13 protein-coding genes are annotated in these 13083 nt (G+C 38.5%); 6 read left to right on the forward strand and 7 right to left on the reverse strand.

Features of this window, described 5'->3' with window-relative positions; genetic code table 11:
• The first annotated feature begins 22 nt into the window (after window positions 1-22).
• Window positions 23-409, forward strand: a complete 387-nt coding sequence (locus tag BMX40_RS14280; RefSeq protein ID WP_090871084.1) for a YidH family protein — start codon at window positions 23-25, stop codon at window positions 407-409.
• A gap of 88 nt (window positions 410-497) precedes the next feature.
• Here the strand turns inward: BMX40_RS14280 and BMX40_RS14285 are convergent, their stop codons facing one another.
• The 4 genes from BMX40_RS14285 to BMX40_RS14300 all read right to left on the reverse strand — a co-directional run bounded on the left by BMX40_RS14285 (window position 498) and on the right by BMX40_RS14300 (window position 5884).
• Window positions 498-2201 (reverse strand): methyl-accepting chemotaxis protein, encoded by a 1704-nt coding sequence (locus BMX40_RS14285; RefSeq protein ID WP_090871086.1) that lies wholly within the window; start codon window positions 2199-2201, stop codon window positions 498-500.
• Window positions 2202-2336: 135 nt separating this feature from the next.
• Entirely contained in the window at window positions 2337-4208 is a 1872-nt protein-coding gene (locus BMX40_RS14290; protein WP_090871088.1) for a PTS fructose transporter subunit IIABC, read from the reverse strand.
• A 15-nt stretch (window positions 4209-4223) separates the two neighbouring features.
• Entirely contained in the window at window positions 4224-5135 is a 912-nt protein-coding gene (pfkB, locus tag BMX40_RS14295; protein WP_090871091.1) for a 1-phosphofructokinase, read from the reverse strand.
• The gene (locus tag BMX40_RS14300; RefSeq protein ID WP_090871093.1) at window positions 5132-5884 is read right to left on the reverse strand and encodes a DeoR/GlpR family DNA-binding transcription regulator; all 753 of its coding nucleotides are present in this window, start codon (window positions 5882-5884) and stop codon (window positions 5132-5134) included. The genes pfkB and BMX40_RS14300 overlap by 4 nt, the downstream gene beginning before the upstream one ends.
• 450 nt (window positions 5885-6334) lie before the next feature.
• Here BMX40_RS14300 and BMX40_RS14305 point away from each other — a divergent pair, with 450 nt between their 5' ends.
• The 4 genes from BMX40_RS14305 (at window position 6335) to BMX40_RS14320 (ending at window position 9041) form a co-directional block, all read left to right on the forward strand.
• On the forward strand, window positions 6335-6694 hold the full coding sequence (locus tag BMX40_RS14305) for a PadR family transcriptional regulator (RefSeq protein WP_090871095.1): 360 nt from the start codon (window positions 6335-6337) through the stop codon (window positions 6692-6694).
• Window positions 6684-7448, forward strand: coding sequence for an HAAS domain-containing protein (locus BMX40_RS14310; RefSeq protein WP_090871097.1), 765 nt, complete (start codon window positions 6684-6686; stop codon window positions 7446-7448). The genes BMX40_RS14305 and BMX40_RS14310 overlap by 11 nt, the downstream gene beginning before the upstream one ends.
• Before the next feature lie 77 nt (window positions 7449-7525).
• Window positions 7526-8083, forward strand: a complete 558-nt coding sequence (locus BMX40_RS14315) for a CDP-alcohol phosphatidyltransferase family protein (RefSeq protein WP_090871099.1) — start codon at window positions 7526-7528, stop codon at window positions 8081-8083.
• Window positions 8084-8252: 169 nt separating this feature from the next.
• Window positions 8253-9041 carry a metal-dependent hydrolase gene (locus BMX40_RS14320; protein WP_090871101.1) on the forward strand — a complete coding sequence of 263 codons (789 nt, stop codon included), beginning with the start codon at window positions 8253-8255 and terminating at the stop codon, window positions 9039-9041.
• Between the two features lie 76 nt (window positions 9042-9117).
• Here the strand turns inward: BMX40_RS14320 and BMX40_RS14325 are convergent, their stop codons facing one another.
• Window positions 9118-10794 (reverse strand): transglutaminase domain-containing protein, encoded by a 1677-nt coding sequence (locus BMX40_RS14325; protein ID WP_090871103.1) that lies wholly within the window; start codon window positions 10792-10794, stop codon window positions 9118-9120.
• Between the two features lie 169 nt (window positions 10795-10963).
• Here BMX40_RS14325 and BMX40_RS14330 point away from each other — a divergent pair, with 169 nt between their 5' ends.
• Window positions 10964-11965: an LLM class flavin-dependent oxidoreductase gene (locus BMX40_RS14330; protein WP_090871105.1), complete on the forward strand. Its 1002-nt coding sequence runs from the start codon at window positions 10964-10966 to the stop codon at window positions 11963-11965.
• A 169-nt stretch (window positions 11966-12134) separates the two neighbouring features.
• On the opposite strand, the gene BMX40_RS14335 is transcribed toward BMX40_RS14330, so the two are convergent.
• Together BMX40_RS14335 and BMX40_RS14340 are read right to left on the reverse strand one after the other, a co-directional pair.
• Entirely contained in the window at window positions 12135-12617 is a 483-nt protein-coding gene (locus tag BMX40_RS14335; protein WP_090871106.1) for a GyrI-like domain-containing protein, read from the reverse strand.
• A gap of 42 nt (window positions 12618-12659) precedes the next feature.
• Window positions 12660-13043 (reverse strand): VOC family protein, encoded by a 384-nt coding sequence (locus BMX40_RS14340; protein WP_090871108.1) that lies wholly within the window; start codon window positions 13041-13043, stop codon window positions 12660-12662.
• Between the last annotated feature and the right edge of the window lie 40 nt (window positions 13044-13083).

Consider the following 13083-nt stretch of genomic DNA (forward strand, 5'->3'; position numbering starts at 1 on the left):
TCTAAAAAAGTGAGTGTTCTCTATGAATAACGATAATTCAAAAAATAACAATAAGCAAACAATTGAATCGAAATACATTCAGCAGCACCTCGCCAATGAACGTACTTTCTTAGCATGGATCCGTACAGCCATTGCCATTATTGGGGTTGGATTTCTAGTGACCAACCTACACTTCACATCAGCTAATGCAGCATTTTCCCCAATTGGCAACGTGCTCGTTAGCTTAATTGGATTTACCTCGGTAATATTATGTATCCTGGCGATCATCATGGCAACGATAGGCTATGTAAAAAAGGGAAATTCAATAAATAAACAAACCTTTCGATCTGCAAAACTGTCCCTGATATTGATAGGAAGCTTTGTGATTTTGATTGCTATTTTATTTGGAATCTATATTGTTATGCTTTAAACCTTCATTAAAGTAATGAAATATAAAAAAACCAATCTCTAGTTACCCGAGATTGGCTTTTTTCATCATAACCTACATCTATTTACAGTTACTTCAGTTTAAATTTATGCGTATTTTTCCGTGATTCTTCGGCCATTTTAGAAAGCTGGTTTACGGAATCTGTTACATCCTCCATTAATCTTAATTGCTCCTCCGTTGATGAATAAACTTCTTGAGAGCTAGAGGCTGCAGATTCAGAAACTTTGGATATATTTTTCATCGATGCGACGATATGATCTGCTCCAGAAGCCATTTGCTGAACGGCTGCAGAAACTTCTTGGATTTGATCACTAACTTCGTTAATCGAAGCTCTAATTTCAGTAAATGATGCACCTGCATTATTTACAACATCTATTCCTTCGGTAACTTCTTTTGTTGCCGTCTCCATTGATTGAACGGCTTGATTGGTCTCCGATTGAATCGCCGCAATTAATTGCGAGATTTGTTGTGTCGAAGTTGCTGATTGCTCTGCCAGTTTCCGAACTTCATCAGCTACTACTGCAAACCCTTTACCGTGTTCCCCAGCCCGCGCAGCTTCAATAGATGCGTTCAAGGCTAGTAAGTTGGTTTGTTCTGCGATATCCGTAATCACTTCAATAATTTGGTTAATTTCCGTAGAACGATCTCCCAAACCTTTGACAACACCCGATAGCGACTCCACTGTGTCCGTAATTACTTTCATTTGGTCAACAGCAGTTTGAATACGCGTTTCCCCTTCGGAGGTTTTTTCCGATGTTTCGATCGCGGTTGCAGATACATTTTGCGAGTTAGTTGCAATTTGTTGAACACCTGTAGACATTTCTTCTACTATTTCCGACGTTTCTTCTACACTATTAACTTGTTGATCTACCCCACTAGCAAGCTCCTGCATGGTAGCAGCAATTTGTTTGGTAACATGGTTTGTTTTATCAGCTGTCCCCATTAAGCTATTAGATGAGTTTGCAACGTGCTCTGCGTTCGAACTAAACTGTTTGATTAACTCTCGTAAATTGTTTGCCATTAGGTTTAACGTGTCAGCTAAATCGCCTATCTCATCCTTATTTTTCACGTGAACGGCTTCTGCTGATAAATCTCCCTCAGCAATTTTCTTCGAATATCCGATAAGGTTCGAAATTGGTTTCGTTCTTTTTCTAATGATCCAAATCGTAACAAAACAAGCTAATGCAATTGGTACCAAACCAAGGAGAATCGTTTCTTGTACTGCATCCCATGTTCGATCCGTAACAATTTGCGCATTAAAATCTATCGCATTCAGTGCAATAATCTCTTTGTTGGGGTCGTGATCTTTAAAGATCGGTGCATACCCTGTTAATCTTTTCATTCCGCCATATTCATAGATCTCTGAATACAATGGCTGTTTCGTTTCCTGGATCTTATTTATGACCTCTTCATCAATATAAAAAGAATCACCCGCTTGAAAGCCTTGATTCTTCAAGCTTTCATCCGCAGCCAAAATGGTACCATCAAGTTCAATAATATACTGATTTTCGAATATATGTTTATGGTCAACGGTCCAATTAAGTGAACCTTCAAGCTCCGCTAACTTACTATCATTTCCACTTTTCACGGCCTCTACATCACTTGGGTTAACTAGTCCGGTTGTAATATTTGCACAACCAACCGCCTCAACTCCAGCCGCTTCATATGTATGATTATAGGTTACTAGATAATTAGCAATCGAAGTAATGAGTAATGAAATAAAGAATACAATAACAATTAAAATCCCCAACTGTCCAGAAAAAGTTTTCCTCATAATGTCTCCCCCTTTTGATGACACTTTCCTTAACAATACTATATTTGAGGGTGCCTGTCACCTCCCGAATTATGTCGAATTTTGGAATTAAAAACTGCCTAAGTCACTATCCGACCTAGGCAGCTATAAATAGGTTTATTTTACTTCTTTTTTCAGAATCCCTAACATGATAGCTGTAATCACAGCTCCGATAGCGATTGCTAATAGATACATAAAAGGATTTCCTTCAATAATAGGTAAAACAAAGACGCCACCATGTGGTGCTGGTAATCCAATGCCGAACAACATAGATAATGCTCCAGCTACGGCTGAACCTGCAACAACCGATGGAATGACTCGACCTGGATCCGATGCTGCAAAAGGTATCGCACCCTCTGTAATAAAGGAAGCACCCATAATAAAGTTTGTTTTCCCAGCGTCTTTTTCTTGTTTGGTAAATTTCTTAGCGAATAAGATGGTTGCTAATGCAATCCCAAGTGGTGGAACCATACCGCCTGCCATAATTGCAGCATGTGGTCCTAAGATTCCATCCGCAATCATTGCGATACCAAATGTATAGGCTGCTTTGTTAATTGGACCACCCATATCGATTGCCATCATTCCCCCAAGTATTAAACCGAGTAATACGGCATTACCAGTTCCCATACCTGCTAACCAATCACTTAACATGGTATTAAAGGCACCTACAGGTCGTTCAACGATAAAGAACATAATCATTCCAGTAATAAAAATACTTAATAGCGGATAAAGTAATACCGTTTTAATTCCTTCCAGTGATTGTGGTAGACCTTTTAAAACTTCTTTAATTCCAACGACTAAATAACCTGCTAAGAAACCCGCAATAATACCACCGATGAAGCCAGAATCACCTTGTGCCGCCATAAAACCACCGACCATACCTGGTGCTAAACCTGGACGATCTGCAATACTCATGGCGATAAAACCAGCTAATACTGGAATCATCAATCCAAATGCGTTTCCGCCACCAATGGTATTTAGCGCCTCTGCAAACCGATTGTAATCTTCATTTCCAGGTATATGTGACTCGATACCAAACAAGAAGCCGATTGCTATTAATATACCACCACCGACAACAAATGGTAGCATATTCGAAACACCATTCATTAGATGTTTATAGAATGCATTTTGACCTTTGCCTCCTTCTGAAGTAGATTCAGAGGATTTCTCTCCCCCTTGGTATCGTGATGCAGTGCCACTAACGACCTTATTAATGAGTTCTTCAGGTTTGCGAATCCCATCTGCTACTGCAGTCTGAACGACTGGTTTACCATTAAAACGCTCCATATCTACCTTGGTATCTGCAGCAACAATAATTCCATCTGCTTCTTCAATTTCTTTATCGGTTAGAACATTTTTTGCTCCACCCGAGCCACGTGTTTCTACTTTAATATCTACCCCTAATTCTTTCGCTTTAGCTTTCAGGGCATCAGCTGCCATATACGTATGGGCAATACCAGTTGGACACGCGGTTACAGCAAGGATTTTTTTACTTTTCACTTCTTGCGTTGTCTCTTCTTCATCTTCTAATTTTTCTTTTTCCTTTTGATCAATCAATGACAAAATTTCCTGCTCAGAAGTTGCCTCGATTAATTGCTGTCTAAACGATACATCCATCAACATGGAAGACAATCTAGCGAGTGAATCTAAATGATCATTATTTGCACCTTCACTAGCAGCAATCATGAAGAATAAATGACTTGGTTGTTGGTCTAGCGCTTCATAGTCCAGACCGGCTGTTGATTTCCCAAACGCGATTGCAGGTGTTTTTACTGCACTCGTTTTGGCATGGGGAATCGCTACCCCCTCACCGATTCCAGTTGTTCCTTGTTCTTCTCTTGCCCATATCGCTTGTTTGTATTTTTCTTTATCAGCTAGTCTTCCAGCAGAATCTAACTTTTCTACAAGTTCATCGATCGCTTCGGCTTTTGTAGTGGCTTGCAAGTCTACGATAATCGTGTCTTGCTTTAATAATTCTGTAATTTTCATCTTCTTTTCCTCCCTTTACCTTTTTATTAAAACCTGTGAAACCAATTGATCCACTGCATCTTTTTTACACAAATCGTTTGAAAAAGCTGTTGCACTTCCAGAGGCTACTCCATATTGGAATGCTTCTAAAAAGTCATTTGATTTATTATAGGAAGCAAGGAAGCCCCCAACTAAAGAATCCCCCGCACCAACAGAGCTTTTTAATGTTCCTGTTGGATTTTCAGCTTTGGCAGTAAATTGTTCATTTACAAAGATCGCACCTTCTGCACCCATTGATACGATTACATTCCTCGCACCGAACTGGATGAGCTCTTTCGCACCTTTTATTGCTTCTTCCTTCGTGTTTATTTCCTTTTCTAAAATCTCACTCAGCTCCGCTTGATTAGGTTTTATAAGAAACGGACGAAAACTAAGTAAATCCTTCAACGATCGGTTCGGGATGTCTAAAATAAGAGAAACCCCTTTTTCATCACACATTGCGGAAAGCTTCTCATAAAAGTCGAATGATATGGATGGTGGCAAGCTTCCGGATAATACAAAATAATCATCTGCTGTTAGTTCCTCAACCTTCTGAATAAGCTGCTCTTGATACGTTTTAGGAATGGATGCGCCACTTCCATTCACTTCTGTTTCTTCCTTTGCTGTTTTAACCTTCATATTAATGCGAGTTGGCTCATCATGGATGACAAAATCAGTGTTGATACCTTCCTCGTTTAGTCTTTCGAGGATGAATGTCCCAGTAAAACCGCCAATAAATCCTAACGCTGTTGAGTCAACACCTAAGTTTTTAAGTACCCTAGATACGTTAATGCCTTTACCCCCCGGGTAAAATGCTGTGTCTTGAACTCGATTTAGCGTCCCTAGCTCTAGTTGTTTTGTTTCAATCTGGTAGTCTACAGATGGATTTAATGTGCATGTGTATATCATTTATCTACAACCTCAATACTTGTTTTTTCTCTAAAGTCAGATAGAGTTTCTGGATTTGTTTCATTTGTAATAATTGTTGCTGCATCTAGCTCATCAATTTGTGAAAATGTAACTTCATGGAATTTAGAATGATCGGCAACAACAAAAGCACGTTGACTCAGCTTGATCGCCGTAGATTTTAACGCTGCTTCCTCTGGATCTGGAGTTGTAAAGCCATCATGTAGGTGAATACCATTCACACCGATGAAGGATTTATCAAACCGAAATTTCTCTAAGCTTTGGATCGCTAGTTGACCAATTAATGCTTCTGTTCTAGGTTTAACAAAACCACCTAATAAGTAGGTGTGGATCCCTTTTTCAAGCAACGGCTTTATATGACTAGGACCATTTGTAACTACTGTAATATCCTTTGCTGATATATGTTGGATCATTTCGTAAGTTGTTGTACCTGCGTCTAAATAGATGGAATCGTTGTCCTTGATTAAGCTAACTGCATAGGCGGCAATTTTGCTCTTTTCGGATAAATTTTTTGTAGATTTTTCTAGAACACTCGGCTCTTCTTTCGTTTGATGCAAAAGAGATGCGCCACCGTGAACTCGTTTCAGTCTATTCTGTTGCTCCAATTCACTTAAATCGCGACGTATGGTAGATTCTGATGCGTTTAATTCCTCCACCAATTCATGGATCCTGACAATCTTTTTTTGCTCTAACAAATGCAAAATCATCCGATGTCTTTCTGCTGTTATCAATATGGACACCTCCATTTACTATAAATATAGTTTTCCTAAATCAACCAAAAACAATCATAAAGTATATTTTCAATCAGTGTCGATTTCTTTATTCCCCCACTTAACCTCCTAGGTTAAACTTCGTAGGTTGAGATGGAGGTCTTACGTCCAGTTACATGTGGGAAAATTAATACCACTAATGGTTCGACCTATCTTAACTCTAATAATAAATAAACCGCTTCCAAAAGTCAATCAAAAACAATCAAATTCTTTCACAAACAATCAATAATGATTATTGGGGTGCCAGGCACCTCGTGAAGGTGCCTGGCACCCCTTTTGTCAGTTTTTGTCGAATCATTTACCTTGTAATACATGTTAGTTGGTTTTATAATTGTTTTATATCTTGCATTACAAGGTATTTTCTTTCGCTATTACCCTTGTAATGCAAGGCATTGTATGAGGTGATTAAAAATGTCTTCAACGCAGATGTTAAAAGGAATTTTAGATGGGTGTTTGCTTGCAATTATAAAAGATAATGAGGTCTATGGATATGAACTTGCTGAAAAACTTGAGAACTATGGCTTTGATTCGTTTAGCGAGGGAACGATCTATCCTTTACTCATGCGCATGCAAAAAGAAAAGCTCGTATCTTCCACACTTAAGAAGTCTACTGCAGGACCCAAAAGAAAGTACTATTCATTAACGGAAAAAGGGGAGATTGAATTAAGTCATTTTCTAGAACGATGGCATACGTTACAAGCCAATGTGAATCGTGTAATAAGCCATGAGTCAAAAAGTATACATAAAGGAGTTGAATTGGATGAACGATAAAATGAATTTATCAGAGAGAAGCAAGTCTTTCTTAGAGGAACTACGTGTTTACTTATTTTCTAGTGGAAAAAATTCAAATGAAATCGATGAAATTGTTGAAGAGCTCGAAGCTCATTTGGAGGAAGCAGAAGCAAAGGGAAAATCGATTGAACATGTAGTTGGAAAATCTCCTAAAGAATATATGCAAACTGTATCCAATGAAATGGATATCGATTACCGCACATGGATTAAATATGTAGTATTAATTATCTTAGGCTCTTTTTCCTTTTCAATCATTGGTGACCTTCTCGAGGGAAATCTTTCTTATTCTCTTTTTGAGATCGTTGGCCATGTTGTGATTATTGCCATATCCATTGCTATTATATTTAGCAGCTACCGGTATATATCAGGAAAGAACTATTCAACTATGAAGCAGTTCAGTATCTTACTTATTCCAGCAACTTTACCTTTTTTATTATTTTTAGGTTTAATTTACTTAAATCGATCCATTGAAACACCCATCATTCATATTAATACAGTTTGGTCCATCACGATTGGTGTTATTACTATCCTTTTTATAATAGGCGTATCCATTTGGGCAAAATCATTGATCCTACTAGTTTTTGTAGCATTTTTGACACTACCAGAATATTTTCTGTCCAAAACAACTATGACGATACAGGACCAGCTCATTATTAGCCAACTCATTACCATAGGTGGAATTGGAGTTTATTTATTTTTATCAATGAAGAAAAATTATAGAAATTTGAATTAATTCCCAAAAGGTATACAATTAATTTAACTGAAACATTTAGGAGCGACCTGCGTATACACTTCCTAGGGGGAATTATCTTGAACATTACGTTGAAACAAATTTTTACCATTCCAAATATATTATCTTATATTCGAATCATCTTGATTCCAATCTTCATTTACTATTATGTCAATGCTGCAGAGGCAAAAGAATATTATGCTGCAGCTCTTATCATCTTGTTGTCTGGATTAACGGATATGTTTGATGGCCTTATCGCTCGAAAATTTGATCAAATAACAGAGCTAGGAAAAATTGTTGATCCGATTGCTGATAAATTAACACAAATGGCAATTATTATTTGTTTGCTAGTCAGCTATCCCTATGTATGGATTCTCATTACTTTATTTGTGTTTAAGGAGCTCTTTATGGGAATAAACGGGCTCGTTCTATTGAAGAAAGGGAAAAAGTTAGATGGTGCCATGTGGTTTGGAAAGGTCTCTACTGCAGTGTTTTACGGTGCGACATTTCTCTTAATCGCTTTTCCAGAAATTAATCCAGAAATTGCCGCAGCTCTTATGGGAATAACGGGAGCATGTCTAACATTATCCTTTATTTTATATATACCCGAGTTTATCAAGCTACACCACCACGCATAGACCACAACAGGTTGCCCTACTCATTAAGTGTTTGGGCGACCTGTTTTTTAATTTGGTGCTCATTTTGGTGCCAGGCACTTGTCGAATTCGACAAGTGCCTGGCACCTTTTTGTTCTTAATTAAGATCAGAAGAATAGGTTATACTATACAACTTTTGGGGAGGAATTTGATGAAGATTTTAAGACTTGGTCATGCCATGTATGCCTTAAAAAGTAAGGAAGGCAAAACCTACGTAATCGATCCATTTATTGAAATGAATCCAGGATTTCCGCAGGAACTAGATAATGAACAATTTTACCAATCGATTGATGGGGTATTTTTAACACACGGACATTTTGATCACACGAGTGGATTAAACAACTTTCTAGAATATAATCCTAATCTATTCATTGTGGCCCAATATGAATTGGCTTTAATACTGTTACAGCAAGGAATAAAAAATGTACTCCCAATTAACTTAGGTGGATCCGTTCAATTAGAGGATGTAACTGCAACAATGGTGCTGGCGAAACACACTTCTTCTTATGGAGAAACCGAAAACACGCCCGTATATGCCGGGGAAGCTGCAGGTTATATTTTTGATTTTGTAGATGATTATACACTTTATCACACTGGGGACACTGCATTGATGTATGACATGAAGCTAATTCAAGAGGTTTATCAACCAGAAATTGTTATCATTTCCTCTTCTGGACATTTTACCATGGGTCCTCGAGAGGCTGCTTACGCATTAAAACATTTACTAAACGTCAACTACGCCATTCCTAGTCATACGTTTCCATCTACAGATACCGCAGCTTCTCCACAAAAACTAGAAAACTTACTTCAAGCATTTCCAGTTGTAGAAAACATGATTGCTAGAGACGAGGAATTAAAGGAACTACTAAAAGGAATGGATGAGGTAGAAGTAATCACACTAGGATACGGAGAAGAAACACACATCGAAAAACCAAGATGACCCAATCGATATAAACAAAAAAATTCGAGGGAGTGCCAGTAGGTGCCAGGCACCTACTGGCTCCTCGAATTTTTGTTTAATACATGATTCCTTCTCGGGTGTGGGTTTCGGCAAAAAAGGATGGTGCTGGGTCAAAATAGTCTTCGTTATAATTAAAATGAAAGGTACCATCTTGAATATACCCAGCCCCCCAGGTAGGGTCCATCTCAATCCACTTTCCATCTGTTTTCACTTCAACCCATGCATGACGCTCTCCAGCATAACCTTCTACATAATGCGCTTCCATCCCAATGGCCCGGAGTAATGCCGTTGCTAGAAATGCATAATCCTGACAAATACCAATTCCAGATTCCAGCGTTGTTAACGCACTATCCCCAATATCAAATATATCTTTTTCTGCTTTTTCTACATCGTATGCAACATGCTGAGCAACAAATTCGTAGATTGCTTTTGCTTTTTCACGTTCGCCATGAATACCTGCAGTAATTTCTTCCGCTTTTTGAATAATTTCTGGGTGGTCTGATTCAATCCCCCTAGAAGGAAGCAAATCACGTTGATCCGTAATATGAGCTACCTGATGCCCTACTTTAACAACCGATTCAAAATAAAACATCGACTGGTCATGTTGCTCCATGCTAGGAACGTTTACAGTCACCTCGTATTCGCCAGGGCCAAATCGAAAATAGGCATTCCCCTCAAATTGATAGTTTTCTACTGGTACGAGATAGCCTGATTCCTCACCTTCTCCTACATGATTAACCATGACAATAATATGGGTAATTTCATCAGCCCCTGGGGTATCCGGATCTATTTCCCCTTTAATTGGATATTCTAACTCATCCCATTCGTTCACAGTATCCCACGAAGGATCTTGTAACGTTATCCCGCGATCGGTATAAGTACGATATGCCTCCATTTCAGCAAATGCCGATTCCGATTGATTTCTAGCATAAAACATTGCGGAATCATAATATAGACCATCTTCTTCATTATACAATTGGATTCGTACCAAGTGATTTCCTTTTCCAAAGTATAATGGGATATCCCCTGTAAAGAGGCCATCCTTAACCGGCAGCATTACTTGTCTATTTTCACCCTCACGCTCCACTTGTACAAGAACCATCTCACCCCCGTAATCTTTTGGGACTACTCCTTCTACGTAGATGCTCTGATCCAACTCATTTAAACCTTGTTCCGGACGAATAAGTTCTAATTCCTGTTCCACACCATACTTTGTATATTCAACTTCCCGCTGAATATCTTCACTCTGGTTGTTCACGGTAAAATTAGCTGCCTCTACATAACTTCCCTCATCCTCGGCTTCACTCCCTGGTAACCGAATACTCACTTGATATTCCCCTAAACCATTATGCATCGAGATTTCCTTAGCAAATTCACCAGATTTAATTGGAAGATAATAGTTGAATTCACTATGCTTTAATTCCTCTATTTGGGACTCCGGTGTGACCACAATCCAGACTTCATCATCAGAAAGAACAGCTGTATTTTCTATTTCACCTTGTATTTGAACAGTATTTTGTGCATTGATCGTACTATCTGAAGGTGTCCGTAAAGAAAATCCAACCTCCTCTGCATAATTGCTAAATTGTATAGCAGATACTTCTGATTTGATATCCGCTACTGCTTCTTGTTCTTTTGGATTATCACTACTTTTATCAATTGGTTGTTCCTCTTCTTTTTGACATCCTACAAGTAAAATAGCAACAACGAATAGAACGATTACTTTCTTCAATTATTCCTATTCCTCCTTTCTAACAGTCTTTACTTCATATATTTATAGCATACTATATTTTTAGATTTTTCATATTATAAAATATCACTAAAATCACCGTCCCTAATCTTTTGCACAATTTGTGATACACTAAGCGAGAATGATTTCTATTTTAAGAGGTGCTTCCTATATGAAAATCAGTATCCTAGATCAGTCACCAATTGGCTATCAACAGTCACATGCAGAAGCATTACGTCATACAGTTACACTCTCGCAAGAAGCAGAAAGGTTAGGATATAGTCGATTTTGGGTTTCGGAACATCATAATGAAGCTTTTTTTGCTGGCTCTTCACCCGAAATACTCGCCACATACTTAGCAGCGAAAACATCGACGATCCGCATCGGAACTGGTGGAGTCATGCTGCCTCATTACAGCCCATACAAGATAGCGGAAAGCTTTCGCATTTTGGAATCCCTTGAGCCAGGAAGAATTGATTTAGGGATAGGACGAGCACCAGGTGGAAAACCTGCTGTATCACGTGCTATTCACTATGGTAGTTCTACTGGTGGTGTAGATCGCTATGCAGAAAAGGTTGATGATCTACGTCATTTTTTATATGACAGTATTCCCAAAAATCATTGGTTATCTGGTATTTCCGCTGTACCAAAGGCAGGGACCGCTCCAGAAATTTGGCACCTTGCTACGAGTAAAAGTGGTGCAGGCTTTGCAGCTGAAAAAGGACTCCCTCTCGTTTTTGCTCATTTCATTACACCTAAAAAAGGGTTGGAGGCTGTTACGTACTATCGGGATCATTTTAAACCTTCCTTCCATCAACAAAAACCGAAGATCATGGTCGCCGTTTTTGCAATGGCTGCAGAAACGGAGGAAGAAGCAGAAAAACAAGCTCGCATCCATGACTTAGCCTTGCTGTATATTGCTAATGGAAAAGCTATCGAGGGTATTCCCACATACGAAATGACCGATCAACATCAACCTGTTGGTCTAGAGGATCAAATAATACGAAAAAACCGGGAACGGATGATTGTCGGTACACCAGATAAAGTAAAAGATTCTTTATTGGAACTCCACCAAACATACAATACGGATGAGTTAATGCTCGTTTCACTCACAACGGATATACAACAAAAGTTGAAAAGTATACAGCTTATTGCCAAGGAAATGAGTCTTTAGCAAAAGCGCATCCGCCCTCAGTAGAGACGTACGGATTCCACAATAAAAGGACCATATTGGATAAATTCCATTAGGTCCTTTTTTAAAACAAGAACTTATTTTTGTTGCTCAAGCATCTACCGACATGCGTTTTATAGGCTGTAAAAAGCAAAATCTTCACCGTTTAGGTTCATTTATTTATTGCTATAAATAAATCAATTTCATTATCCATATCGTCTGGATTATATCGCTCATCCCAAAGCTCAAAATCATACCCTAAAGGCATACATCTATTTTCTACCATCCATTTCCCATAGAGGTAGTCATATGTTTGGTATATTTCTGCTTCTGGTCCTTTATGGGTTGTAGTTACATACGTACAATTCGGAACCGTATGAAGAATCCCCCCTTCTGGTACTTCTCCTGGGTTAGATACTTCATACCCAATTATTTGCGTAAACTTATCTGTATATGGGTGGAACCCCTCTTTCATTGGATAAACCTGAATGAGATAAACATGATCCCCTATTTTATTTGGGATCTTATCGGCATGAAACTGTAACCGTTCTAGCGTTTTTTTACTTAGCTGTTGTTCTTCGATTTCTTTCAAGTTTGCAACAAAATGATACCCAATCACATGAAAAGATGATTTCTTTACTATTTTAGCCTCCACACAATCAGCTCCTTGAAGTTATGTCATCATCATGATGTTGTATTACTGACACATCATCAGTAAATTTCCATCCGGATCTTTAAAAGCAAACCAGTGATCATCCTGAATATCTGTTACAAGCTCGGCTCCAATATCCTTCATGTATTGATACGCCTTCCAAATATCGTCGGTTTGAAACATAAAAGCAGGCGTTCGGAAATTCGGAGCACCTCCTTCATCATTTCCACCCCACATTGGCATCTCATCAAGAATCAGACCAACGCCTCCCATATCTAGGACGTACAGATGACCAAACTGAATTTCTCCATTAGCTGGAATACCTAGCATTTCACAATACCAATCCTTCGCTTTATGAACATTACGAACAGGGATAAATACCGTACCAATCTTTTGCTTGATAGGACTGCTCACACTATTATTTGTCATGCTTTTCACGACCTTTCGTTACGTTGTACTGGTTACTGGA

Origin of the sequence: Oceanobacillus limi, from assembly GCF_900111445.1 — a bacterium.
GTDB classification, from domain to species: domain Bacteria; phylum Bacillota; class Bacilli; order Bacillales; family Amphibacillaceae; genus Ornithinibacillus; species Ornithinibacillus limi.